The sequence below is a fragment of the Schaalia odontolytica genome, assembly GCF_031191545.1.
Classification (GTDB): domain Bacteria; phylum Actinomycetota; class Actinomycetes; order Actinomycetales; family Actinomycetaceae; genus Pauljensenia; species Pauljensenia odontolytica.
Map to the genome: position 1 here is coordinate 494,366 of NZ_CP133472.1, position 25,334 is coordinate 519,699.

General features: G+C 63.3%; 17 protein-coding genes. 7 read left to right on the forward strand and 10 right to left on the reverse strand.

Annotated elements, in window-relative coordinates:
- Nucleotides 1-77: 77 nt before the first annotated feature.
- Nucleotides 78-1,067, forward strand: a complete 990-nt coding sequence (iolG, locus tag RDV55_RS02145) for an inositol 2-dehydrogenase (RefSeq protein ID WP_111822753.1) — start codon at nucleotides 78-80, stop codon at nucleotides 1,065-1,067.
- A 282-nt stretch (nucleotides 1,068-1,349) separates the two neighbouring features.
- The gene (gene iolE / locus RDV55_RS02150; RefSeq protein WP_111822752.1) at nucleotides 1,350-2,276 is read left to right on the forward strand and encodes a myo-inosose-2 dehydratase; all 927 of its coding nucleotides are present in this window, start codon (nucleotides 1,350-1,352) and stop codon (nucleotides 2,274-2,276) included.
- A gap of 429 nt (nucleotides 2,277-2,705) precedes the next feature.
- On the opposite strand, the gene RDV55_RS02155 is transcribed toward iolE, so the two are convergent.
- Nucleotides 2,706-3,191 (reverse strand): DUF4411 family protein, encoded by a 486-nt coding sequence (locus RDV55_RS02155; protein WP_111822751.1) that lies wholly within the window; start codon nucleotides 3,189-3,191, stop codon nucleotides 2,706-2,708.
- A 3-nt stretch (nucleotides 3,192-3,194) separates the two neighbouring features.
- Entirely contained in the window at nucleotides 3,195-4,328 is a 1,134-nt protein-coding gene (locus RDV55_RS02160; RefSeq protein WP_111822750.1) for an ImmA/IrrE family metallo-endopeptidase, read from the reverse strand.
- Between the two features lie 232 nt (nucleotides 4,329-4,560).
- Between RDV55_RS02160 and RDV55_RS02165 the strand changes: the two genes are divergently transcribed.
- From RDV55_RS02165 to RDV55_RS02175, 3 genes are all read left to right on the forward strand, one after another.
- On the forward strand, nucleotides 4,561-5,040 hold the full coding sequence (locus RDV55_RS02165; RefSeq protein WP_165835819.1) for a hypothetical protein: 480 nt from the start codon (nucleotides 4,561-4,563) through the stop codon (nucleotides 5,038-5,040).
- A 307-nt stretch (nucleotides 5,041-5,347) separates the two neighbouring features.
- On the forward strand, nucleotides 5,348-5,617 hold the full coding sequence (locus RDV55_RS02170; RefSeq protein ID WP_111822747.1) for a hypothetical protein: 270 nt from the start codon (nucleotides 5,348-5,350) through the stop codon (nucleotides 5,615-5,617).
- A gap of 186 nt (nucleotides 5,618-5,803) precedes the next feature.
- Nucleotides 5,804-8,293, forward strand: coding sequence for an AAA family ATPase (locus RDV55_RS02175; RefSeq protein WP_111822746.1), 2,490 nt, complete (start codon nucleotides 5,804-5,806; stop codon nucleotides 8,291-8,293).
- Between the two features lie 121 nt (nucleotides 8,294-8,414).
- Here RDV55_RS02175 and RDV55_RS02180 read toward each other — a convergent pair whose 3' ends face one another.
- From RDV55_RS02180 to RDV55_RS02205, 6 genes are all read right to left on the reverse strand, one after another.
- Complete coding sequence (locus tag RDV55_RS02180) at nucleotides 8,415-9,815, reverse strand: alpha-L-fucosidase (protein ID WP_111822745.1); 1,401 nt, start codon at nucleotides 9,813-9,815, stop codon at nucleotides 8,415-8,417.
- The gene (locus RDV55_RS02185) at nucleotides 9,815-10,636 is read right to left on the reverse strand and encodes a carbohydrate ABC transporter permease (protein ID WP_111822744.1); all 822 of its coding nucleotides are present in this window, start codon (nucleotides 10,634-10,636) and stop codon (nucleotides 9,815-9,817) included. The genes RDV55_RS02180 and RDV55_RS02185 overlap by 1 nt, the downstream gene beginning before the upstream one ends.
- Entirely contained in the window at nucleotides 10,629-11,597 is a 969-nt protein-coding gene (locus RDV55_RS02190; protein WP_111822743.1) for a carbohydrate ABC transporter permease, read from the reverse strand. The genes RDV55_RS02185 and RDV55_RS02190 overlap by 8 nt, the downstream gene beginning before the upstream one ends.
- A gap of 143 nt (nucleotides 11,598-11,740) precedes the next feature.
- Entirely contained in the window at nucleotides 11,741-12,994 is a 1,254-nt protein-coding gene (locus RDV55_RS02195; RefSeq protein WP_245907603.1) for an ABC transporter substrate-binding protein, read from the reverse strand.
- 292 nt (nucleotides 12,995-13,286) lie between these two features.
- Complete coding sequence (locus tag RDV55_RS02200) at nucleotides 13,287-16,724, reverse strand: ATP-dependent DNA helicase (RefSeq protein WP_111823112.1); 3,438 nt, start codon at nucleotides 16,722-16,724, stop codon at nucleotides 13,287-13,289.
- A 19-nt stretch (nucleotides 16,725-16,743) separates the two neighbouring features.
- Complete coding sequence (locus tag RDV55_RS02205) at nucleotides 16,744-19,929, reverse strand: PD-(D/E)XK nuclease family protein (RefSeq protein ID WP_111822741.1); 3,186 nt, start codon at nucleotides 19,927-19,929, stop codon at nucleotides 16,744-16,746.
- Between the two features lie 78 nt (nucleotides 19,930-20,007).
- Here RDV55_RS02205 and RDV55_RS02210 point away from each other — a divergent pair, with 78 nt between their 5' ends.
- Nucleotides 20,008-20,235 (forward strand): DUF3107 domain-containing protein, encoded by a 228-nt coding sequence (locus RDV55_RS02210; RefSeq protein ID WP_111822740.1) that lies wholly within the window; start codon nucleotides 20,008-20,010, stop codon nucleotides 20,233-20,235.
- 85 nt (nucleotides 20,236-20,320) lie between these two features.
- Here the strand turns inward: RDV55_RS02210 and RDV55_RS02215 are convergent, their stop codons facing one another.
- The gene (locus RDV55_RS02215; protein WP_111822739.1) at nucleotides 20,321-20,950 is read right to left on the reverse strand and encodes a ferritin-like fold-containing protein; all 630 of its coding nucleotides are present in this window, start codon (nucleotides 20,948-20,950) and stop codon (nucleotides 20,321-20,323) included.
- A gap of 253 nt (nucleotides 20,951-21,203) precedes the next feature.
- On the opposite strand from RDV55_RS02215, the gene RDV55_RS02220 reads away from it, so the two are divergent.
- Nucleotides 21,204-22,979: a DEAD/DEAH box helicase gene (locus tag RDV55_RS02220; RefSeq protein ID WP_111822738.1), complete on the forward strand. Its 1,776-nt coding sequence runs from the start codon at nucleotides 21,204-21,206 to the stop codon at nucleotides 22,977-22,979.
- A gap of 1,286 nt (nucleotides 22,980-24,265) precedes the next feature.
- Here the strand turns inward: RDV55_RS02220 and RDV55_RS02225 are convergent.
- Nucleotides 24,266-25,192: an AlbA family DNA-binding domain-containing protein gene (locus RDV55_RS02225; protein ID WP_111823111.1), complete on the reverse strand. Its 927-nt coding sequence runs from the start codon at nucleotides 25,190-25,192 to the stop codon at nucleotides 24,266-24,268.
- Nucleotides 25,193-25,334: the final 142 nt, after the last annotated feature.

The following is a 25,334-nucleotide window of genomic DNA, read 5'->3' on the forward strand; positions in this document are numbered from 1 at the left end:
ATCTGAGGTGTGGGGCCACCAACGGTCACGGTTTCTCTGCCCTCCAACAACCCACTCCTCACCAGAAAGAAGCAAAGATGCTCAACATTGCCGTCATCGGTGCCGGCCGCATCGGCCACGTCCACGCCAAGACCATCGCCGCCCACCCAGGTGCCACCCTCGCCCTCGTTGCGGACCCTTTCGGTGACGCCGCCGAGAAACTCGCGGCCACATACGGTGCCCGCCACACGACAGACGTGGACTCCGTCTTCGCTGATGAGAGTGTCGACGCCGTTGTCATCGGCTCCCCCACTCCGCTGCACATCCCCCACCTGCTCGCCGCCGCCAAGGCAGGCAAGGCCGTGCTGTGCGAGAAGCCGATCGCCCTGGACATGGAGGACGTCGAGGCCGCCCGCGACGAGCTGAGCGCCGTGTCCGTGCCGGTCATGTTCGGCTTCAACCGTCGATTCGACCCTTCCTTCGCCGCGGTCCACACCCAGCTCGAAAAGGGCACAATCGGCGAGCTGGAGAACCTGCTCATCATCTCGCGCGACCCCGCCGCTCCCCCGGCTGAGTACGTGAAGGTTTCCGGCGGCATCTTCCGCGACATGACCATCCACGACTTCGACATGGCTCGCTTCTTCCTGGGCGACATCGTCGAGGTTCACGCCTTCGGCCAGAACTTCAACGAGGAGATCAAGGAAGCCGGCGACTTCGACGCCGCCGTCGTCACCCTGAAGAACGCTGCCGGCGTTGTCGCGACCATCGTCAACAACCGCAAGTGCTCGGCTGGCTACGACCAGCGCCTTGAGGCCCAGGGTTCGACGGGGACGCTCAACGCGGACAACATCCGCGCCACGACCGTGCGTCTGTCCAACGGCGAGGTCACAGATGCGGCCGAGCCTTACCTGGACTTCTTCCTGCAGCGCTACGCGGACGCCTACCGCATTGAGCTGACCGAGTTCATCGACGCGGTCGTCGCGGGCACCAAGCCCACGCCGTCCATTGACGATGCGATTGAGGCTCTGCGCTTGGCCGAGGCCGCGACGGAGTCGGCGCAGACCGGCAAGCCCGTGTCGCTGGCCTGAGATGAGCCTGAATTGTCCCGGTGGGACGCAAGGCGTCCCACCGGGATTCTCGCGCGTGGATGGTCATTGTCGAAGCACTACGCCATCTGACGGGGATGCCAAAACAGCATGTCAGGCGGGTTTCACAGGTCGGCGCATGCGCGTGTGTTCACGCCTCACACCGGGGGCTGGGAAATCTCCCAAGGCAGATTCTTTGTCTGGACAATTAGACAGGATCGAGTAGAATGGCGACACCGGCACTTCTCGCCGATGTTGACAACCGCGACTCATAGGAGAGCTGCAATGACTCACGTCTACGATCCCGCAACCGCGATCTTCGACCCGAACGGCATCACATGGGGCATGCACCCGATTGCGTGGCGTAACGACGACATTCCTGAGGTCGGCGAATGGAACACCATCGACATCATGTTCGATGACCTAGCCGAGGCTGGTTTCGCAGGCACCGAGGTCGCCGGCTGGTATCCCTCGAAAGAAGAGACGAAGGAAAAGGCTGAGGCTGCCGGCCTGAAGATCGTCGCCCAGTGGTTCTCCTCCTTCATCGTCCGCGACGGCGTCGAGGCCGTCATCCCGGACTTCCGCGCCACCTGCGAATACCTGCAGTTCCTGGGTGCCTCACGCGTCGTGGTCTCCGAGCAGACCGGCTCCGTGCAGGGAATCCGCGACATCTGTATCTTCGAGAACAAGCCCGTCCTCAAGGAAGAGGAATGGCCGGTTCTCGCCGCTGGCCTGAACAAGCTCGGCGAAATCGCCCACGAGTACGGCCTCGATTTGGTCTACCACCACCACCTGGGCACCGTCATCCAGACCAAGGACGAGACGCTGCGTATGCTCGAGCTGACGGATCCGGACAAGGTCTCCCTCCTGTTCGACACGGGCCACGCGTTCGTCGGCGACGGCGACGTCATGGGCCTGCTGCGCGGCGCGATCGACCGCATCAAGCACGTGCACTTCAAGGATGTGCGCCCCGCCAAGATGGAAGAGTCACGCGAGGCCAAGCGTTCCTTCCTCGATTCTTTCCTCGCCGGCATGTTCACGGTCCCCGGCGACGGCACCATCGATTTCACCGAGCCCTACGCCTTCCTCGTTGAGCACGGCTACAAGGGCTGGATCCTGGTTGAGGCCGAGCAGGATCCGAAGATCGCCCCTCCGCTCGAGTACGCGCACATCGCGCGTGACTACGTGTTGGGCACGCTGCTGGGTCAGTGAGCAGCTTCGCGCGGTTCCTCAACATCCCGCGCAAGTCATGAGGGGTGGAAGCGACTCGTTCGCTTCCACCCCTCTATCGACGCCCCGTCAAGCACCTAAACCGTCACCGCTAACTGCCCTCACACGGGGCATCTTCTCCTTTACTACAGCCTCACGGGGCTGACAGAAGCCGCTATGCCCGCACAGTCCTCGGTCGCGCAAGCCCACCTCTGCCACAAAAGGTTGTCGGTGCGGGCAATGCCCGCACCGACAACCTCGTCTCACGCCCGAGGAGCGGTGAAGACAAGCGGAAGCGCTTCCCCGCGAGCATCGCTCGGTGGGCACTCCCCCACCTGCAAGGTCGATCTCTCGCCATCCCACGAGCACGCCGCGCCCGGCGTAGGAAACGTGGAGTGCGAGTAGTCCAATCCCCGCCACAAACCGGAGCCACTACAGAACGAGACTCATCTTCTCGTCGCGCAGCATTGTGAATGGATCCAGGTACTCCACGTTCAACCCGTCGCAAGCATCGGGAATCTTGATCCGCTTCTTAGATCCTGGTGCAGGTTTTTCGCGCGTGACGACCACCCGTCCATAAGCCAAAGCGTGCGCGACAATCCACGAGTCCGCAACGCTCTGAAATTCATTGATCGCACTCGGTTTGTAGCTTTGTCCCCGGGCCCACTCCATCACTTGCCGATACGAGGCCATCACAAGAGCGTCTGGATCAACGAATTGTTTCCTGTTTCTCCTAGCCCAAACCTTCAACGAATCCTCGTCATCCTCACGAACAAGTTCTTTGTAGACATGCGTGATACTCACAGCGCGCTGCGAGTTGAATAATCCCGCAATGAAGTCCCAGTAACCAGGCGTCAGGTCAAACGCATAGTAGGTGTTTGCCGCGTCAATGAAAACGTTTGTGTCGAGGACGTACATCGCTCACGCCACCTGGAGATGTCTCGCGAGTTTGTCGAATACTTCCCGTTTGTGGGTACCGATCAAACGGAAACTCTCGGTGAAGCCCGTACGCCCCTCCAGGGTGGAGGTGATGATCGCGGTCGCGAGCGGTCGGCCAAGACGTGCAGTGAGGGTGTTGTAAAAGTTACCACCACCGCTACCGCGCTTCTCACCACCATAGTCAGCACGTACCGCATCCAAAAGCTCGACGTAACGTTCCTCGTCGATCCGGCGAGCACCGTGCAGCCTGTGGAGCGCAACCTCGGCGGATACGCCAAAGCGACGCGCAACGTTACGGTAGGCCTGCACAGTTCGCGCCGAACCGAAAGCCTTCATCACCTCATCAGGCAGCAATACAAACGCAGCGACCCGATTGCACCATGCCTCCTCATCAGTTCCGCCGAGCTCGCGGTCGCCGCCGGACAGTGCGCTGTGGCCGAGCAGCAGGTGTGCAAACTCGTGCACCAGGGTGAAGTTCTGTGCAGTGTAGGGCTCACCGGCGACATTCACGAAAATCAAGGGTGCAAGATCGTCGTAGAGGCTAAAGCCACGGAACTCATCCGTAGACAAGGACCGATGAGTGTTGGTTCCAACGATCCCGCTCATCATCACAAGGACACCCACATCCTCGAGTGCCTTGACAATGTCACGTCGCCATTGGTCCGGGGTGGTCGCCGTTATCTGGTCAAGAAGCAAGAGCTCACGTACACTCCGAGCAACCACGTGTGGCTTATCCTGTGAGCTCGCGGAACCCAAGAACTGAAGTTTCTCTGCCCCCTGCTCGCTCGCATAATCGTGATACCAGTCCTGGAACTGTTGATAACGGTCGATCGTGTCGAGCAGATTTCCTGATGGACGCTCAATGGCGGCACTCTCACGAGTACGCATGTCGGCGATAGGCAGTGTCTCATCGGGTGGTTCAGGCATGATGAGTGCACCGAGGGACGTGTGGGTGTAAGCAGCAAACTTTTCGAGATCGCGAAGAGTCGGCTGGCCGCTTCCTTCCATCCAGTCCCTAAGTTTCGGAAACCTCATAAGTGCCTCTTCAAAGGTACGCTCAGAGCGCTTGAGGGCCCACGACAGCACTGGCTGACTGACGGCAATACGCTCGCTCATAGTGTTCCTCCTCCCATGCACCTATCGATAGCTCCATCGTACAGTGGACCCCTGCCATTTCCGTCTCTTTGCACGGTTCTCCATGCAACATCACCCTACTAAGAACCGTGTCCTCAGCTATGGCACAAGCTGCCCAAATGCTCCTCGAAGCGGCGGTGCCGCTCCTACTAAGAAAACTGTCGGCGCGAGCCTCAGGCCCGCACCGACAACCTCGTCTCACGCCCGAGGAGCGGTGAAGACAAGCGGAAGCGCTTCCCCGCGAGCATCGCGCGGGCGCTCTCCCACCTGCAGCGTCACTCTGCCCCCGTCCCACGAGCACGCTGCACCCGGGCTGGCGTCGGTCGCTGCCTCACTCTTCGTCCTGGCTCCGTCAGCGAAGGAGTCGACGGGCACCATGCTCGCGTTCCTCCTGATCGGCGACGCGGTCACACTGTGGACGTATCGCCACGCCGCAAACACCGCGATCCTGAGACACCTCGTACCCTCAATCCTCGCCGACGTAGGCCTTGGGGCTCTCCAAATAGCTGTGAGTACGCAATCACAGATGCAGCGCACTGTCGGCATCATCCTTCTCATTCTCATCATCATCATTACGCTCGCTCAGCGCCGGTGGGTTCCGCTCGTCCTGCGCGCAGAGCGCGTCGCGCGAGCAGTCTACGGGACACACGTCATCGTCACGACGATCATCGCGACGGCGCAACTGCTCATGTAAGCGCGGGGAGCCTGCTCGTTTCCCATGATGGCACCCACTAGTGGTATGCATTCCAGAGCGCATCAACCGTCAACATCGATAAAGGAGTCATGTCACGTCCGCACGTGTCTGTAGTGGCCTTCGGATCGGCTGCGCCATAGGGCACGCCACCTCGCTCGCTGGAGCGTGTTCGTCGAGCAACGAAGACCGCAACCTCCCCGCGTGCACTGGCAAGAACTACGTCGTCGAATCAGCGATCAAATATCAGCTCATCGAAGGCTTCAGTCCCCCGCGACTGACGAGCATCGAGGCCGATACTGTCGACACCATGCTTCACACCACACCCACCGGGAGCTTGTCCGACAGAGTCAACGTGCCGGAGGGCTTGCATCAGACGATCGGGCTCGGGAAATCAACGCCTCTCGGCAAACTCGGTGCCTTCACTCTTATCGACTTGCGCACGCCCTCCGCGGGAAAGCACTGGCCGAGACCGGTGGTCTACGTCCAGCAGGATACCCAGCTCATCGACACCGCACGCACCCACGCCGCCAACAACGGCCTCGCGCTCCACAGCAACGAGGAAGACAACCGGCCCTGAGGACTCTCATCACAGCGACAACCGTTGTCGCAACGACTCCGCATCAGAAATGACAGCATCCCCCTGCCCAAAGTTCCGTTAGAACAAACAACTGTCAAACTGCTGACAATCGGGCACACAGTTGGTAGCTTAGGATACGTCAACTACAGGTTTGCGCCGAGGCAGACTCCAACGAACGGAAGTTAGATGGGCAAGAAAAAAGCGGAACAGATTTTGTCAATAAAAAGCCTCCACGATGTTGGAAACTGGGACTACACAGCAACATCAAGCAATGCTCCAAAGCAATTCCAGAGAACAAATCTCATCTACGGGCCAAACGGATCCGGCAAAACATCCCTAGCCAACATGTTTTACGGGCTAGCTCATGATTGGCCGACCGAAACAGAACGAACCTTCGGACACGTCTCCCTTGAAGTGGGGTATGAAGATCAATATTCGAGGACAACTAACAATCTAGACGATCCCGTATTCGAGCAGGTTCACGTATTCACACGAGACATGGTCAAGGAAGCTCATGCACTAACTGTCGACGATGCGACAATGTCTGCAATCCTCACGCTCGGAACGGAACGTGTAGACCGCGAACGCCGAATCGCCGAACTAGAGCAAGCACTAAGTATTGAAACCAAAAAACTAGCCGATACTAGTAGCCGCAGAGAACACTCTGAATCGATGGCAGAAGATACGGTATCAAACTTTCAGAATGACATATTCAACACTCTCAAAAGCTATAAGGGATGGGCCACCAAGGGAAAGTACAATCAGAAGCGCGCAGAACAGGATCTGCAAGAATATGTCACCAGCAAGATTGCCAAGATTGACAAGATGCTACAAGAGCGGGCAACTACAAATGAGGAGGTAATTCATTGTCTTGAATCCCTCGATGAGAACGAGGTGTCACAGCACCTCAAGACACTCGCAGAAGGAGAACAACGACAACTGGCACTGCCAGTCTTTATCGGGGATAATCTGATAAAACGCATCAACACAATCAACGCGCTCTTAGAAAAGGTCCCAAACGTCACAACACTAGACACGCTCGACAGCAATCCGGGTGCCTCAAACTGGGTACAACAAGGTATACAACTGCACGAAGGCGCGGAACAATGCATATTTTGCGGCGCTCGTATATCCACAAGCCGAATGATCGACATTCGTACCCACTTTTCTCACGAAGTCGAAGAACTGCAGGCTACGCTTCGACAGCACAGAAGTGACTTTGAACAGGAGATAGAGGTAGGCAAAACGTTAGCCGAGACTATCGACAGGCTGGCAGACGAATTTTCCGATAGCGACGAACTAAGGAACTTCTCGCAGAACTACACTACTGAACTAGCTACATACACAACATGGATCCGAGCTGCAAAGCAGATCATTGAAAACAAGCTGAACAACGTCATGATAGCCAGTTCAGAGCTGCTCCAGACAACAAAGATGCCTGATCCAACATCTCTGATCGACTGGATCAACACCTATAACCACAACTCAAGTAGACAGGCAGAGCGAAAAGAAATCGCAGAAGCAACAATTCGCTCCTACTACTGCGCCCGCCACTGCACGGCTTATCGAAGCGCCACCAGAGATAGAGACAAACTCAACTCTGAAGCGATTTCACACGAGAATGAAATGAGACGAATTCAAGGCGAACTGAGTGAACTCAGAAATTTCAGTGGAGACCCACTCCCTTCTGCCCATTCCCTCAACAAACGAGTTTCCGACTTACTCGGCCGCAACGAACTACACTTCGAGGTTGATGGAGACCATTATCGCGTGACCCGAAACGGTAAGCCCGCCATCCGACTAAGCGAAGGAGAACAAACAGCAATCACCTTCGTGCACTTCATCGAGATGGTGGATGTTTACACAGCGAACGGCGGACATCCAATCATCGTGATCGACGATCCGGTTTCGAGCCTCGACGAACGCATCCAGTACGGAGTTGCATCAATGATGCGAGAACTGATGATCAAGTTCAACGCACGCAAGAATAGTTTAGAAACTTCGGACGTATCACAACTATTTATATTAACACACAATTTTGATTTTTTCAGATATCTCTTCTGCTCGCTTGCCGAGAAAGCCAAGCCAGTTGGCCCCACTTCCGCGTACGAAATCGCTTCTCAACACGCCTCCGGAGTCCGTCGCCCCTATCTTGTGGATTGGCACGTCGGCGACGGATCAAAGATGGAGGTATTCTCCTCCTATCATCACGCATTTGGTCTGCTCGGCAGAGCAATTGGCACTGCCAACAGAGGAACCACGCAATCCATTATGGATCTACAACTACTATACCCAAACCTTGCACGACGACTTCTTGAGCAGTTTTTGGCATTTGAGTTTCCTCATCTCGCAACAAACTTCAAGGACGGAATAACCGCTGGTGCTGCTCGCGTACGCAAAAACGGACATAACGCCGGAGTAGACCCCGCTGAGGTCAGCCAGATTATTACAGTTTGCCAGCATATCGTATTACCGGTCACAAACACGGGCTCACACAACAGATTTCCCACGACTGTTGGCACGCACTCGGGTCAATCCATCGATCTCTTTATCCGCCAAGTCTTCTATTTCATGTATCTTGTTGACGAATCTCACTTTCAGGGAATGTGTAAAGCACTCGATTTTAAGGATGAATATGCATTGCTGCCTGCAAGCGCCCGACCTAAGCAACCATGAGGAATACGACGCATGAATAGCGCATTTTTTGCTTCGTACTAGCGGTTATGTGTTGAGCGTATTCGCGTTGGCACATTGAAATGTTGTCGGTGCGGGCAATGCCCGCACCGACAACCTCGTCTCACGCCCGAGGAACGGTGATGACGAGCGGAAGCGCTTCACCGCGAGCATCGCGCGGAGGATTGTCCCCGGCTTCAATGACCAGGCTCTGACCATCCCAGGAACATAGGGCTCCCCGCGTCGAGCAGGCAGCACGCGAATAGTCAAACCCCTGTGGCAGGCCCGACACGGACGTGACCAACGCGTCCGCCACCACGGCAATGTGGTCACCGTGGCCCAGGAGCCGTACCCAGGCCTCGTCCTGGCAGTCCCCCGTACAGGCGCTCACCGCACCCACCTCACCGGCGGACAACGGGCTCACGCCGCGCAGCTCCGAGCCGTACAGGTCGTTCCACACGCCCAGGCCCTCCAGGCACTCGCGCTGCTCGCGCGGGATCGTGCCGTCGGCGCGCGGTCCGACGTTGAGCAGGAGGCGACCGCCGCGCGAGACCACGTCCACCAGGTGGCGGACGGCGGCCGCGCCGCTGAGGTACTGATGCTCTCCCTCGGCGCGGTTGTAGCCGAAGGACAAGCCGACGCCTCGGCAGTTTTCCCATGGCTTGCCGCTCGTCTCGGAGTCGCCCATGTGCTGGTATTCGCTCGTCAGGTAGTCGGCGTGAACGCCGCCGTAGCGGTCGTTCGTGATGCCCTCGGGGCGCGCCGCGTAGAAGTACTCGAAGAGCGTACCCAGGCCGTAGGGGCCGAAGTTCTTGCCCTCGTCCGGCCACTCGATGTCATTCCAGATGACGTCGGGGGCGTAGCGGTCGATCAGGTCGCGCACGTGCACGAAGCAATAGCGCGCGTAGTCCGCGTCCTTCGGGCGGCACAGGTCCTTGCAATCATCCTCGGAGAGGATGGGACGATGGGGGCGGTAGTGCCAGTCCAGGCCACCCGAGTAGTACAGGCCGACCCGCAGGCCCTCGTCGCGCGCGGCATCCGCGAAGCCGGCCACAAGGTCGGTGCGCGGTCCTCGGCGCACCGTGTTGCGCGTGCCCGTCTCGGGGGCATCCCACAGCGTGACACCGTCGTGATGTTTGGTCGTCAGCACCGCGTACCCAGCACCGGCGCGGTGGAAGAGTCGCATCCACTCGGCCGGATCCCACGCATCCGGATCCCACGCGTCCAGGAAGGCATCATAGGGTGCCGACCCGTACAGATCCTTGTGCCGCAGCGCGGCCGGTGAGCCCGGAATACGAATCGTGTTGAAGTACCACTCGGCGTAGGAGTTATGGGTGAACCAGGCCTCCCAGTCCTCCTCGACACCCAGTTCCCCGTGATCCTCGGCCCACGCGGGAACCGAATAGGGGCCCCAGTGGACGAAGATACCGAGGGGGGCGTCCTCGAACCACTGCGGGGTCGGGCGCGCCAGGGCGCTCCAGCGATCGGCGTGGGCAGTCAGCTCGTTGTGCTCACTCACGCTCATCACCGTCCTCCGAAGGCACCCAGGGTGACGCCCTTTTCCAGCTGCTTCTGCAGGAACACGACAAGCAGGATCGACGGGATCGTTGTCATAGTGACCGCGGCCATCAGCGGGCCCCAGTCAGTGCCGCGCTCACCCGAGAACATCTGCAGGCCCAGGGGGATCGTCGCCAGCGTCGAATCGTTGACCACGATGAGGGGCCACAGGAACGCGGACCAGTAGTCGATGAACGCAAACACACCAACGACGGTGATCGGTGCCTTGAGGAGTGGCAGCAGAATCTTCGTGAGGATCTGCCAGTCGCTGCAGCCGTCAATGCGCGCCGCCTCTTCGAACTCGAGGGGCAGGGACTTGAGGAACTGACGGATCAGGAATGCACCAAAGGCGCCGAAGGCGAAGGGCACGATGAGCGCGAAGTAGGAGTTCACCAGGCCCATGCGCTGCATGCCGATGTACAGGGGGATAACGAGGACCTCCTGCGGCAGAACGAGCGTTCCCAGGAACACCATGAACAGGTGATCGCGTCCCTTGAAACGCAGGCGCGCGAACGCGTAGGCGGAGAGCACCGACACGACGACCACGAGGCCCGCACCGCACAGGGAGACGATGAACGAGTTGAGGACGACGCGACCGAAGGGAATCGAGTTGAGAGCCGAGGGGTAGTTGTCCCAAGCGATCCGGCTACCCGACGGACTCAAGCTGAAGACCTCAGTCGTGGGCTTGAGGGAGGTCGCAACCATCCACGCAAAGGGGAAGAGGAACGCGACGGCGATCAGCCCCAGCAGGACGACCGATATCACCGTGGAGATGCGCTTGTTATGCATCGTAGTTCACCCACTTCTTCTGACCGGCAAACTGCACGGCCGTTACCGTCATGACAATCACGAAGAGCACCCACGCCATCGCGGAGGCGTAACCGAGCTTGTCGAAAGAGAAACCGTTGCGGTAGAGCGACAGCACGATGGTGTTGGTCGCCTCGCCGGGGCCGCCCAGCGTCAGGAAGTAGGGCTGAGCGAACACCTTGAAGGCGCCGATGACCGTCATGACCGTGCAGAAAAAGACGGTCGGGGAAATCATCGGGAAGACGACCTTGAAGAAACGCTGGACGCCGTTGCAGCCGTCGATCGTCGCGGCCTCGAGAACCGAGGTGTTCAGGCCGTTGAGGCCAGCTGTCAGCACGACGATGTTGTAGCCCAGGCCCTGCCACAGGCTCATCACCAGCAGCGATCCCATTGCCAGCGCCGGATGGTTGAGGAAGGGAATGTGCTCGATCCCCAAGACACCGAGCGCGGAGTTGACGACGCCTTGGTCAGAGAGCATGAGCCTCCAGATGAGGGCGTTTCCGACCATCGGGGTAACGACCGGGATGAAGAAGATGACGCGCAGGACGCGGCTGAGCCACTCCGGAACGCGCTGGAGCCAGTAGCTCAGGCCGATCGAGATCACCAGGTTCAGGGCCGTGTAGCATGCGGCGAACACGACCGTGTTGCGCATGACCGTCCAGAACGCCGGATCCTCGCCGCTGAGCATGCGTCGGTAGTTTTCAACTCCGATGAAGCGGCCGCCGCCGAAGGGGGACCAGTCGAAGAAGGAGATCACGAGCGAGGCGATCAGGGGCAGGACGATGAAGAGAAGGAAGCCCGTCATTCCGGGCGACAGGTAGAGGAGGGCGCGCAGGCCATCGCCCGACCGCCCCTCGGCGCGTGCGGTTTTTTTCGCACGCTTGGAGGCCTTGGCCTCCCCCGAACCGGCCGTGCGGTCGGGTACGACAGTGTCAACGCTCACGAGCTATGCACACCTTTCCGTCTTGTGAGAAAGCGGGTCCTCGGCAGGTCGTTGACGCCATCGTTAGCGCTAACGGTCAGGACCCACTAAACGAGGCCGGGGAACCGAGCGATCGCCCCGGCCTCGTCAATGGTGAGCTAGCCTCAGCCAGCCGAGTTCTGCAGATCGGTGAGGATCTCAAGGGCGGTCTTCGTGCCACGGAAGCCCTCAGGCGAGTACTGCTGGAAGGACGTGTTGATCTGGTTCCACGTCGTGGTCGTCACCAGCGGGGTGCCGTTGTCAAGCAGGGCCTGCACGGCGGCCGCGCTATCCTCGGGCTTGTTGGCAGCCCAGTTGTCCATCGCGGAGGCAACGGAGGGAACGGTGCCCTGCTTGTCGGCAACAGTGCCGATGACCTCGGGGGTCACCAGTTCCTTGAGGACGTCGAACGCAGCCTGCTTGTCCGGGCAGGACTTGGAGATGCCGAAGCCGGAACCCTGGATGATCGCGCGGGGCTGGCCGGAGGGTGTCGGGATGACCGCGACGCCCAGCTTGTCGCCGAGCTCCTTCTCGAAAGAACCGTACATCCACGGGCCGTCCACGATCATCGCGGCCGTGCCGGAGGTGAAGGCGGTCTGAGCCGGGCCGTCATTGTCGGCGGCGTTGGGTGCCACAGCGACCTGCTCCTTGTGCACCAAGTCAAAGGCAAACTGGACGCCCTCGACGAACTTGGGATCCGTCAGGGTGTTCTTGCCATCACTGGAGACCTGGCCGCCGAAGGAGATGCCGAAGTCACCGGCCGCGTTGCCCAGGAACAGAGGCTTGACGGCCATGCCGTACTTGCCGTCACCCGTCAGAGCCTTCGCATCCTTGAGGAACTGCTCGGTCGTGTAGGAGGTCGAGGGGGCCGTCAGGCCAGCCTTTTCGAACATCTCCCGGTTGTAGTACAAAACGTCAGGCTCCGCGTCGTAGGGCAGGGCCAGGACCTTGCCCTCGACCGTCATGCCCTGCATCATCGCAGCGTTGTAGTCGGAGGCCTTGATGCCGGCGGCTTCCATGTAGGAGTCAAGGGGCTCCAGCAGGCCGGAGAGCTCCTGAGCACGGGCCGCCTGAGTGGTCAGGATGCAGGGCGCATCGGAGGCGACCATGCGGGTCTTGACCTTGGTCCAGTAGTCGTTGAAGGCGGGGCCGTCGAAGGTCAGGGTGAAGTTGGGGTCCTTCTCCTTGGCCGCATCGACGAAGGACTGCCACTGGGCACGATCGTTATCGGTGGAGACCCAGGTGTACATCTGGTGGACCTGGTCGGAGCCAGAGCCACCGCCGGACGCGGTGCTTCCCGAGCCGCACGCACCAGCGAGCAGCGCGAAGGCAGAGGCGGTCGCACCGAGTGCGAGGAACTTGGAGATAGTGGGGCGCACGCTGCGCTCCTTCCTTGTCAGGGGCACCGGGATTCCTGTGGTCGCGCTGCCTCTCTGTAGCGCGGTTGCGGGTAAGGATCCCGTGGGTGCCGTTTCTCGTCATTGAAATTGACAGGACAACTGTACCAGCCCCTGAGCTGGGCACACAACCGAAGTTTCCTCAAGCGTCACACGCGGCCATTTAGTCTGACCAATCTGTAAAGACCCACAGGTGCGTGAACGACTTGCGTTTCAATCATTCTCGTCAAACTGCCACCAGGTTGTCAGCCAGCAAAACGGATTTAACAGGGATTCATGACGTGAGCGCGTCGCGCAGCGCATCGTCCAGAGAGACAGCTCCACTCGTGCCGAGCATCGACTCAAGACCCTCGAGCGTGTGGTGCGACGGGCCCGCAAGGAAGGCGACCATCGCACCGACCTCATCCGCGGACACACCCATTCGAGCCGCCCAGGCACGCCTATACAGGCGCAGCTGGGTGACGAAGTAGGCCACCTTGTCCGGCTTGGTCGTATCCGTCACCGGACGACCGCTCTTCCAGTCCACGACCAGGAAGCGCGGCCCGCTCCCATTGCCGCGCACTCGCTCGAACACGGCGTCGATACGGCCTTGGACGGACACGCCACCCACCTGAACCGAGAAGGCCTCCTCGATCGCGACGGCCCGATAGTCCTCCAGTTCGCGGGCGACAAAGACCCGGAAGCTGGCGCGCAGACGCTCGAGGCGCTCGCGCTCACCGTCGGTCAGCAGGGCTTCGTCGGCCGTCGCGTCGCCCCCGGACAGGGCGCTGTCCTCCCCCGCAGTGACGCCAGCAGGAGCCGTCGTCTCGGCAGCCGGTTCGGCCGCCGCTAGATGCAGCTCGCGCTCCACCCACGCGTGAAACACCGTGCCCAGCGCGGAGAACGAGCTGGGGCGAGTCGGCATCGGCCGACGCATGTCCCGCGCGAACTCATCCGCGTCCTGCAGGAGAGCCGACACCGAGGTCGCGGGGACACGCTCCGCCCACAGATCGACGACGGGCGTCTCCCGGGACAGGTGATACTCCTCGATGAGAGCGACCGTATCGCGCACCGCAGGGTTATCCCCCAACTGCGCCAATGCCTCGTACACGTCCTGATCCTGCGCCAGGTCACGAATCCGCGCCTCGACAGCCTGCGCAGCCGCCGCAACCCTCTGACGCGAGGGTCCCGCCTCCTCCGGGAACGACACCGACGCCACACCGGCCTCGCGCTCGACAATGTCCTCGTCGCCGGGCTCCGGCGCGATCAGGCACACCCCGGACCCGGACACGGATTCCACCCCCAGGCTGCGCCAATCTCCCCTCGCCCACACTCCGTGCTCCCCCGCGCGCACGAGCGAGTCATCGACCAGATCCGGCGCATCGCCGAACAGCTGTGCGCGCGCCTCCATGAGGTAGCGGGAAGGCTGGCGCGAGGTCGAACCCGTCCGATAGATCCACGATCCCACGAGGAGCTGGATACTGCGAGCACGCGTCATCGCCACGTACGCCAGGCGGCGCTCCTCGCGCTCCGCGTGCTCACCCAGCGCGCGCCCGTAGTTCCCCTTTACCCACTTCGAATAGGCGGCAGAGGGCTTGGACTCCCCCTCCACGTCCAGCAAGAAAGGCGGCAGATCCGCGCGATCCCCGCGCAGCGGGTGGGGCAACGCGCTCGCATCCGTCAACCAGGCAGTAGCGATCGGCGGCTCATCCAGCCACGACACCGTCTTGCGCTTGTCGTGCGACGGGAAAACTCCATCGCTCAACCCGAAGACGACGACGCAATCCCACTCGAGCCCCTTGGAGGCGTGGACCGTCATGATCTGCACGGCGCGCGGGTCAGGCTCCCCCAGGGGCGCCTCGAGCCCGTCCTCGCGCTCGTCGGCCATGCGCAGGTAGGCCAGGAACGAGCCGAGGGAGGCCCCCGGCGTGTCCTTCTCGTAGGCCGCCGTCACCGCAATGAACTCGTCCAGCGCGGCGCGCCCACCCATCGACAGCGGATCGGCGATCACATCATCCAGAGTCCCCATGATGAGAATCGCCCGCTCGACCTGCTCGGTGACCGAACGCCCCACGCCCTCGCGCACCCGCCGCAGTCGCTCGCCCAGCAGCCGCACGCGGCGCACCGCCTCCTCACTAATCGCGGGCCGTCCCTCGGCCGCCCACCCCGGCTCCGGCGGAGAATCCACCGCATCCAGAAGGACCGCCTGGTGCGGGTTTGTCCCCTCCGAGCGGGCAAGGACACGCGACCAATCGCCCAGCGCCATCAGGTCAGTGGCCCCCAGGTCGACGCCGGCCAACAGGCGTGCCAACCACGGGGAGGCCTCGACGTCGTAAGCCAGCTCCAGCGCGGCGCGCACGTCCTGCACGGCGGGTTGATCAAGCAAACCGCCGAGCCCCACAATCTCAGTCGGGATTCCCGCGTCGCGCAGGGCCGCGTCCACGTACGCAAAGTCCTTGCGTCGCCTGCACAGCACCGCGACCGTGCGGCGTTTGCCGCCCGGGCCCGCCTGGGAGCGGACACTGCCAACGAAGTCGACGACGGTCCCCAGCGCGGCCTCGTAGTCGGGGGCGTACGCGACGTCAACATGCCCGGGTCCAGCTCCGTCTCGCGCGACCAGGACGGGCGACTGGGCCTTAAGGCGCTGCTTGCCCTCCTGGTAAGCGGCGACATCGCGCAGCGGCGCGGCCACGCGGTTCGCCGCATCCAGGATCGCCTGGTCGTTGCGCCATGCCGTGGACAGGGTGAGCGTCTGGCTCTCCAGCGCTTCCCCCGTCTGGAATCGATCCAGGAAGGACTCCAGGGACGAGGCCGAGGCCCCCCTCCACCCGTAAATCGCCTGATTCGGGTCGCCCACCGCGGTGACAGCGTGGTCGCCGAACAGCATGGACAGCAGGTCCATCTGGATCACGGACGTGTCCTGGAACTCGTCGAGGAGGACCGCGCGGAACTCCTCGCGCAGAGACTCACGAACCGCTGGCGCTTCGCGCACGATGCGCGTGGCCAGGACGAGCTGGTCGGAAAAATCCAGCACACCCATGTCCCGCTTGCGCTTATGGTATTCCTCAATCGGGTCGAGGAAGGCGATGCGGCGACGGTTCGCGCGCAGCAGGCGCCGCGCGTCGTCGTTCGTCTCCCCCACCTGTTCGAGCTCGCGCCCAAAGTCAACGAGGGCCTCGCGGGCGCTCTCCACCGCGTACCCGTGCTCGGCGATCTCCCCGGCCAGGTGCAGGATCTGGCCGACTGCGCCCAGGGGCGTGAGATCCTCGTCGAGGTCGGTGGGCCATGCCTCGACGATCTGCAGCATGAGGTCCAAAGCTCCGGCCTCGGAGAGCATCGAGAAGTCGGGGTCGATGCCGATACGCATCCCGTGTTCGGACACGATGCGCTCCGCAAATGAGTTATAGGTGAGGGACACAGGATCCTCGTCGAGGCGCTCGCGCAGCTGAGGCATCTCACGCGACAGCAGGCGGATACGCTCTCGCAGGCGCTCCCCCAGCTCGCCGGCCGCCTTGCGCGTGAAGGTCAGGCCCAGGATCGACGACGGGCTCAAGTCCGTGTGATTGGCGAGGAGCCACAGCACGCGCATCGACATGGTCTCGGTCTTACCCGACCCGGCACCCGCGACGACGAGGAGGGGACGACGCGGGGCCTCGATCACGCGCACCTGTTCCGGCGTCGGCGTCTTCGTCGCGTCGACGATCGACTGAATCTGCATAGCGCTCAGGCTCATGGCGCTGTCCTTTCCCACGTCACTCCACCACCTTGCGGCCGCGCTCGCGTGCCGGGCACAGCCGATCGAAGGAACAGTACCTGCAGGCCTCCGCAGAGGGCCTCGCCTCAAAATACGGGCCACGAGCAGCGAGTGCCACCTCGCGCACCCACTCGCGCCACCGCTCCAGCTCCTCCCCCTCAAGCGCTGGCTGATCGAAGATCTGCGGCTTGGAACCACCCAGCAGTGCGATACGTGCCCCCGCGACCTTCTCGCCCGAGGCAAGGAGGGCCATCTGGTAGGCGGCCAGCTGCGGGTTCTCTTTGACGCTGGCCTTCGTGTAACCGCTCTTACCGGTCTTCAGGTCAGTCACGCGAACGCCCTCGTCCACCTGCTCGAGTCGGTCCATCCGGCCTCGGATGGTCACGCCCTCGACCTCGGCCGACACCGTCTGTTCCACCGTGACGTCGCCGGGAACGCCGACGACGTAAGACGCCAGGTTGTTCACGATGTCATGGGCGTGCCGATCGGCGACGCGCCCCGCCCACGTGTCCAGGTTGTAGCCCAGCTCCTCGATACGCGCCTCCAGCGCCGCGGTGAGCTCCTCGGGGGTCCCGTGCGGATGCTCCTCGGCCACCGCGTGGACGAGAGTGCCCAGGCTGGCGGCCGCGTTCGACGGCGCGTCGGCTCCGATCGTGGTGAGGAACCACCGCAGTGGGCATGCCAGCGCACGTTCGAATTGCGACGGCGACAAGACGATCTGCCCACGGTAGTCCTGTGCGCTGGTCGGCGTGCCGCCCGCGCCCAACCAACGCTCCGGCTGCGCGGACTCTATGCCCTCGCGGGCCATGAACGCCAGCAGCGTGGCCGCAAGCTCGGCGTCGACCGGGTCATCCGGCGAAGCCGCGCGTGCCCGCAGGTCGGCGATGTGCCCGGACAGGGACAAAGGCGCGTCGACCTGATCAATGGGCACCACGTCGTTGTCACGCGGCGTGCCCGCCAGGCGCGCCACCATGTCGAAAAACACCGAGGGGGCCGCATCCTCCGAGCGCACGGCACCGGCGTGCACGACGCAGCGCGAACGCGACAGGGCAGCGACAAAGAGGCGGTACTCGTCATCCAAGACCACGCGCCGAGCGGAGCGCGTCGAGTCAATCAGTTCCTCGCGCCCGTCCTCGCCCACCACCGTGCGGCCCGCACCCACGTCCGCGAGGAGGTCGGCGCGAAGGATCCTGTCGCGCAGCCGCAGGTTCGGCCAGGCCCCGTCCTGCAGGCCGGCGAGGACGACGACCTGCCAGCGGCGGCCCATCGCCTGCGCGGGGGTCAGGACCTCGACGCCGGAGGGGCGCACGCCCACACGCGAAATCGTGTCGATGGGGACAGAACCTGAGAGCAGCTCGGAGGCAAAACGCACGGCGGAACCGGCCGGGTTGCGCTGTTCCCACACGTCGGCGACGCGCAGGAGGGCCACGACGGCGTCCAGTTGGTCGTCGTACCAGGCCGAGGACTCATCCGATGCGATGGCCCGAGAGCGCCAATCGCCCGCAACCCCGCAGGCCTCCCACAGGGACCACAGGCGCTCCTGGGGGCGCGCGCTGCCGCTCATCCCCAGCTCCCACAGGCGCGCGGCGGTCTCGAGGGGGCGCGCGAGCAGAGCGGCGGCTCGAGCGCGCTTGCCGCCCGCCTGCTCGGCCTGCTCCAGGGTGGGCTTCCACGTCTCGGGATCATCGACGAGGTCCGCAGACGTCAGCGGAATCTGCGCGGCCTCGTCGCCCGCATCCTCGGCGGCCTGGGCACGCGCGGCATTCAAGCGGCGCAGCAGACGGTGAACGGCGAGAGCGTCGGCGCGCACGAGGGGCGAGGGCACCAGGCGCTCGGCGAGTTCCCGGCGCGCGGCCACATCCGTGTCGCTGTCCCCGGCTGGCATCGTCACCAGGTCCAGAAGCAGGCGCGTCGTCGGCTGTGTCGCGAAGTCAAAGGCTCGGCCGCCGCCCGCCACGGGCACCCCGCCGCGCTCCAGGTAACGGCGTGTTTCGACGACCATCGACGAGCTGCGCACGATGACGACCTGGTCCGAAAAGGCAATGCTGTCGTGCAGGTGATGGGAGCGGATCGCCCGCGCGATCATGGCACCCATCTGCGAGGGCGTGGCCCCCAGGTGCGTCACCAGCTGCCCCGCGGGTGCGTCGTCTGCGACTGAGGCCTCGCGGCGGGCGGGCGAGCCGGACTGCGCGATGCGCGCGCAGGCCTGCTGCTCCAGCTCACGCACGGCGCGGGACGTGTCGTAGACCTGGCCCAGCTCCTCGATCTCGATGTCGAGCGCGGAGGCGAGCCTGCGATCCAGGTGCGGCTCGCCGCCGCGATACCCCGCCACGGCCACGTCGGAATCCGAGAAAGCAACGATGCGGGCACCCGCATCTCGGCAGGCGCGCAGCAGGGTCAGTGTCGAAGGAGTGCAATCCTGCAGGTCATCGACGATCACGACGTCGGGCACCGGGCACGCGGCCTGCACGCCATGAGAAGGCGCGTCCTTCTCCCAGGCGTCGATCAGGTCAGCTGCCAGGGATTGGATGCGCGACAGGTCAACGCGCAAGGTCTGCGGATACTCCGGGCAATGCTGCGGACCCTCCTCGAGGGCGGCCACGATCGCGCCGGCCGCCTGCCACTGCGGACGCCCAAAGCGCGCCCCGGCCTCGGACAGGGCGGCCGCGCCCATCCCTGCCTCGCCCGCGCGGGCCACCAGGTTACGAAGCTCCGAGCGAAATGCCGGCATCGAGCGCATCTGCTCGCCAATGTCCTCGGGCCACGGGGCGTCCACCGACTTGAGGGCCTCGGCGAGCATCTGATCCTGGGCCGCGCCCGTCACGAGCTCCACCCCCTCAAGAGGGACATCGCGCTGGGTCCGCCACGTCGCCACGACCTGATAGGCAAAGGATGCGGGAGTGCGCACCGGACGCACCGTGTCCGGGCCGAGGGCCTGAGCGCGCGGCGTCAACACGTCGACGCGCGCGCGATCCGGAGCGAGAATCAGGGCGGATCGCCCCTGTGCGGCCGCCCGCTCGAAGACGGCGAGCGCGCACGTCGAACGCCCCGAGCCGGGCGCACCCCGAGCAATCACGTCACCCGAACGTGCAGCCTCCACGACCGCGCTCTGCTCAGGGTTCAGCTCCGGCAACCGCCACCAATCGGCGTCGCGGCTGCGCAACCTGACCTTTATTTCGCTCATGACGCAATACTGACAGACCCCACCCGCATCTGCGGCACATATGATGGCCATGACGACATTTACCAGCAAGGAGTCATCATGGAGATCTTCATCGGCATCCGCGACAATACGCGCCAGCTCGCCCTCGACGTCGACATGACCGAAAACGAGCTCATGGCGAAGGTCAACGAGGCCCTCATCTCCGCCCACGGCGTCCTCGACCTCACCGACACCAAGGGCCAGCGCACCCTCGTACCCGCACACGCCCTCGGCTACGTGCAGATCGCCAACAAGACCGAACGCCGTGTCGGCTTCGCGATCCACTGATCGCACCACCCACAACAAGAGAAGCCGGGGAGCGCACGCGGCTCATGTCCGCGCCGCTCCCCGGCCTCGTCTACGCCCTGCGGCCTCAAGCCTTCAGGTGAATGTCCTTCATGCGCTGACCGTGACGCTTGATCACGTACTCCGTGATCTCATCAACGTTCTCCGGGGAAGCCGCCAGCGACGGGTAGGTGAACAGTGTCGCGCGCACGAGGCCGAGGGCCTCGCCCGCGACACGGCGACCCCACAGGGACAAGCGCGCCGACAGCTGCTCATCCGCCTCGATCTGCGGGCCCAGGTGGCTGCGCACCCAATGCCCCTGCTCGAAGGGCCACACGTCCTCAATCCCCTCGAATAGGCCATGCACCTGAGCGACGCGGATCAGCATGTCGCCCAGCATGCCGCGGGTAATAAACGTCTTGACAGAGCGCTCCGCGAACGTCGTCGGACGCGTGCGCGCATCCAAGTCGTCGTACGCGCTCGTGAACGCGTCGGCGGCCGCCATCAGATCAAAGCCGCGATGCTCGCTCCACACCTCCAGCTGCTGGTAGAGCGTGAAGCACTGCGCCGCCATACGCGCATGCTCCACGTGAGCCTCGAACGAGGGCGCCTGCTCCCCGTCCTTCGCGAGGCGCGTCATGAACGCGAGCGACGAATAGGCGAGAAGACCAATGACTTCTGTGTCGTCGGCGGGGACGGAATCAAATTCGTGTGCCATGACTCCAGCATAGTGCCTGACAACCTCCGCGGCCCGGTGCATCCGCCCCTCAAACCGCTTCGCTACACCCCCGCTGTGACCAGCCCCTCCCCCGCTAATGTCACCCACACCATTACACTGAAAGACGACCACCGGAAGACCGGTCGCATTCTTGAACACATGACACATACGCACGGACGAGAATCCCCGTGCCAGACAATGCGCGATCGGCACCGACCCCAACCCCGGGAAAGCCCGGGAGACAAGGTAGATCGTGACCAACACGAGCACTGAGGCAACTGTGCCCACCCCCGACGTTGACGCCACCGAAGCGGCCCCCCAGGCCCCGGCCTCGTCCGTCGAATACTCCGCAGGCGTCGTCCGTCTGGGCAACATCCAGCCCGCAGCCCCCGAGGTCGAAGAGGCCACCCCGGACATCACCGACAAGGGAGGCGAAGACCTCGACAAGAAGTCCTTCGCGGACTTCGGCGTCACCGACCCCATCGTCGATGCCCTCGAAGACAAGGGCATCACGCACCCCTTCCCGATCCAGGCCCTGACCCTCGGTCCGGCGCTCGAGCGCCACGACATCATCGGCCAGGCCAAGACCGGCACCGGTAAGACCCTCGGCTTCGGCATCCCCGTCCTTGAGGACGTCATCGCGCCCGACGAAGAGGGCTACGAGGACCTGCTCAACCCGAACCAGCCGCAGGCCCTCATCATCCTGCCCACCCGCGAGCTCACCAAGCAGGTCGCCCAGGACCTGCGCGGTGCCGCCAAGTACCTGTCGACCCGCATCGTCGAGATCTACGGCGGCGTCGCCTTCGAGCCCCAGATCGAGGCCCTCCAGCGCGGCGCCGACATCGTCGTGGGCACGCCCGGCCGCCTCATTGACCTGCTGCGCAAAGGCCACCTACACCTGTCCGGCGTCGAAACCGTCGTCCTCGACGAGGCCGACGAAATGCTCGACCTGGGATTCCTGCCCGACGTCGAAACCCTGCTGGGCCGTGTTCCCGAGAACCGCCACACCATGTTGTTCTCCGCAACCATGCCCGGCCCCGTCGTGGCGCTCGCCCGCCGCTTCATGGTGCAGCCGACTCACATCCGCGCCCAGGATCCCGACGACCAGAACCAGACTGTCAACACGGTCAAGCAGGTCATCTACCGCGTTCACGCCATGAACAAGGTCGAGGTCGTGGCCCGCATCCTCCAGTCCGAGGGCCGTGGCCGCTCCGTCATCTTCTGCCGTACCAAGCGCACCGCCGCTCGTCTGGGCGAGGACCTGAGCGCCCGCGGCTTCGCCGTCGGCTCGCTGCACGGCGACCTGGGCCAGGGCGCACGCGAGCAGGCTCTGCGCGCCTTCCGCAACGGCAAGGTAGACGTGCTGGTCGCAACCGACGTCGCCGCGCGCGGCATCGACGTCGACGATGTCACCCACGTCATCAACTACCAGTGCCCCGAAGACGAAAAGATCTACATCCACCGCATCGGCCGTACCGGCCGCGCGGGCAACTCGGGCACGGCCGTCACCTTCGTCGACTGGGACGACATTCCGCGCTGGTCGCTCATCTCCAAGGCCCTGGGCTTGGGTGTGCCGGATCCGCTCGAGACCTACCACACGTCCCCTCACCTGTTCACCGACCTGGACATTCCCGAGGGCACGACCGGTCGACTGCCGCGCGCCAAGCGCACGCGCGCAGGCCTGGACGCCGAGGTCCTCGAGGACCTGGGAGGCTCCGCTCCCCGCTCCGAGGGTCGAGGCCGTGGCGGCCGTTCGGGATCGCGTGGCGGTCGCGGGCGTTCCGCTCGCAGCGGCGATTCCAGTCGTTCTTCGCGCGGGTCGCGCGGCTCGCGGGCGCGCGGTTCCCAGGATGGGGATCGCACGCTCAACGCCGGTAAGGGCGGCCGCTCCGATCGCGGCACGCGCGGCCGCGGCCGCGGCGAGCACTCGCCGCGCTCGGGATCAGCCGATTCCACTTCCGCTGGTTCTACTTCTGAGCGCGCGCCCCGCACTCGCAAGCGCATCCGCCGCCGTAAGGGCGGCGAGTGAGGCGATAGAGCGAGGCGATAGAGCCCCGCGTTGATGCGACATGAGGAGGGGTCCAAGCCGCACGGCTTGGGCCCCTCCCCTGTTGTGTTGCGGGGGGGTGAGCCGAGAAGCATGGTTGCAGCGTTTTACTAGCACCGATGTCACTGCTAGCGACGTACACGCGGCTCACCAACTGACCGAGCTGCTCTATTGGCGCATTGAGGGCGCAGGATTCAACCTGATCGGGACCGTTCAACCCGTTACGCCGCGCTGCACCCATTACGTGGCGCTACACCCGAACAGAAGGGGTGTAATGCCTACGGATCGGGTGCACCACCTCCCACAACAACCACACCTGCGCGCAACTCCTGCCCACACACCCCAACCGACAGCCCCAGACACAGCCACAGCCACACGGCCACGCAATGCTCGTCCCAGCTCCACACGAGAGTCGCTACACCCGTTACGCCGCACTACACCCGTTACGTCGCACTGCACCCATTACGTGGCGCTACACCCGAACAGAAGGGGTGTAATGCCCACGGATCGGGTGCACCACCTCCCACAACAACCACACCTGCGCGCAACTCCTGCCCACACACCCCAACCGACAGCCCCAGACACAGCCACAGCCACGCAATGCTCGCCCCAGCTCCACACGAGAGTCGCTGCACCCGATACGTCGCACTACACCCATTACGGGGCGCTACACCCATTACGTGGCGCTACACCCGAACAGAAGGGGTGTAATGCCCACGGATCGGGTGCACCTTCTCCCACAACAACCACAACTGCGCGCAACTCCTGCCCACACACCCTATCCGGCAGTCCCAGACGCAGCCACACAGCCACGAGATACTCGCCCCAGCAGCGGGTTGGCATCGCAGCAGAAACGAAGCAGGAACTACACCCGTTACGGGGCAGTACACCCGTTACGGGGCGCAACACCCGAACAGAAGGGGTGTAATGCCGCGGATCGGGTGCAGTGCCCCCACGACAAGAGCAAAAGCGGGCTGCCCTGTGCCAGCAGCTTGACAACGTCGCTCGGGCACTGCCACGCAGCTGTCGAAAACTCGGTGGAGCACCGCGCTGTCCCCCATCTTCAGATACCACCGACCAGCGCACTGTCTCTATACCCCACCAGGTCGTCACCGGGAGGGGCCGATGCTCGGCTGCGCTCCGTCATTGAGGTCGTGCCTGCATCTCAGGACAGTCCTCGCGCTGTCGATGGGCTCGCCTTTCGAAGTGAATGGCCGACACCTCCCGCTGCAGCATCCCTGCACGAGCCTACCGAAGCCCCGTGCGGCTCACTCCTCTTCCGACGCCGGCAAGATGCTCGTCGCGCGCTCGGTGAGAACCCGCTCGACGACGCCCGGCAGGCGCGTCGGCACTTCGCGGCGACGCAGCGCGAGGAGGCGCACGCGCGTCCACGGGGAGACTCGCACGCTTTCGGGCCAGCGAGTTGAGACGTACTGGACCGCGTCCACGACCTCCAGGCGTCGCGTCGAATTGCCCACGCGCACCCACAACTCCGCTTCCCCCTTACCCTTGGGTCCCCTCAGGTAAACGGGGCGGGGCGAAGGCGGGATGGTCACGCGGCACACATCTTGGCGTTCGTAGCCGTCCTGCGGGTCCGTGGCCTCGGCAAAGTCGAGCCTCGGCAGAGTGGCGGCGTTGGTCCCCATTCGCTGGCCCCACAGGTCGCGGATCCACAGCTCGAAACGGTCGGCGTCCGGGGTCTTGAGGGTCGCATAGTCGGGGCCGAGCCCGATGAGCCTTCCCTCGTCGTCGACGCCGATGAGGAGAGTGCCGCCACCGGAGTTCATGAAGGCGGCGACGGTTTTGGCGATAACGGTCTCCATTGCGTCGTCGCGTTTGCCGGAACGCATGTTCCAGCGGGCGCTCGACTTGAATTCGAGGGAGTCGGATTCGCCGCGCTTGGCAACCTCGGAGATGGGGTCGAGGCCGGGGCGCGGGTGCAGGTAGGCGGCGATCAGGGAAACAACGATGACGACGACGAGGGCAACCAGCGCAGCGACGCCGATCATCCCAGGTTTCCACAGGTCACCGGAGTCGAAGATCCAACCGGCGATTACCAAGCCACCCCAGAGGCCGGCTAGGCCGGTCAGAGTTGCTGACGCGGTGGACATCGTCATCCGGTTCTTGAGAACGCGCCGAACTGCAACGCCGATCAGCCACGCGATGAGGACCATGACCTGCTGGATGAACACCATCCAGATCAGGTCCGGGCTCGCCGGGACGAATGAGCCGTTCGTTGGTTCCACGGGTGTCCTTTCGGGTTTCGACGCTTATCGCTCCTAAGACATCATAGGAAACTGAACGAATCCTCAAAGCCCGGCGTACGTTCCCTCGAAG

Excerpts from the sequence above, each read along its gene's own strand:
- iolG (WP_111822753.1), top strand. The coding sequence starts at position 78 with ATGCTCAACATTGCCGTCATCGGTGCCGGCCGCATCGGCCACGTCCAC.
- iolE (WP_111822752.1), top strand. The coding sequence starts at position 1,350 with ATGACTCACGTCTACGATCCCGCAACCGCGATCTTCGACCCGAACGGC.
- RDV55_RS02155 (WP_111822751.1), bottom strand. The coding sequence starts at position 3,191 with ATGTACGTCCTCGACACAAACGTTTTCATTGACGCGGCAAACACCTAC.
- RDV55_RS02160 (WP_111822750.1), bottom strand. The coding sequence starts at position 4,328 with ATGAGCGAGCGTATTGCCGTCAGTCAGCCAGTGCTGTCGTGGGCCCTC.
- RDV55_RS02170 (WP_111822747.1), top strand. The coding sequence starts at position 5,348 with ATGCTTCACACCACACCCACCGGGAGCTTGTCCGACAGAGTCAACGTG.
- RDV55_RS02175 (WP_111822746.1), top strand. The coding sequence starts at position 5,804 with ATGGGCAAGAAAAAAGCGGAACAGATTTTGTCAATAAAAAGCCTCCAC.
- RDV55_RS02180 (WP_111822745.1), bottom strand. The coding sequence starts at position 9,815 with ATGAGCGTGAGTGAGCACAACGAGCTGACTGCCCACGCCGATCGCTGG.
- RDV55_RS02185 (WP_111822744.1), bottom strand. The coding sequence starts at position 10,636 with ATGCATAACAAGCGCATCTCCACGGTGATATCGGTCGTCCTGCTGGGG.
- RDV55_RS02200 (WP_111823112.1), bottom strand. The coding sequence starts at position 16,724 with ATGAGCCTGAGCGCTATGCAGATTCAGTCGATCGTCGACGCGACGAAG.
- RDV55_RS02205 (WP_111822741.1), bottom strand. The coding sequence starts at position 19,929 with ATGAGCGAAATAAAGGTCAGGTTGCGCAGCCGCGACGCCGATTGGTGG.
- RDV55_RS02210 (WP_111822740.1), top strand. The coding sequence starts at position 20,008 with ATGGAGATCTTCATCGGCATCCGCGACAATACGCGCCAGCTCGCCCTC.
- RDV55_RS02215 (WP_111822739.1), bottom strand. The coding sequence starts at position 20,950 with ATGGCACACGAATTTGATTCCGTCCCCGCCGACGACACAGAAGTCATT.
- RDV55_RS02225 (WP_111823111.1), bottom strand. The coding sequence starts at position 25,192 with ATGGTGTTCATCCAGCAGGTCATGGTCCTCATCGCGTGGCTGATCGGC.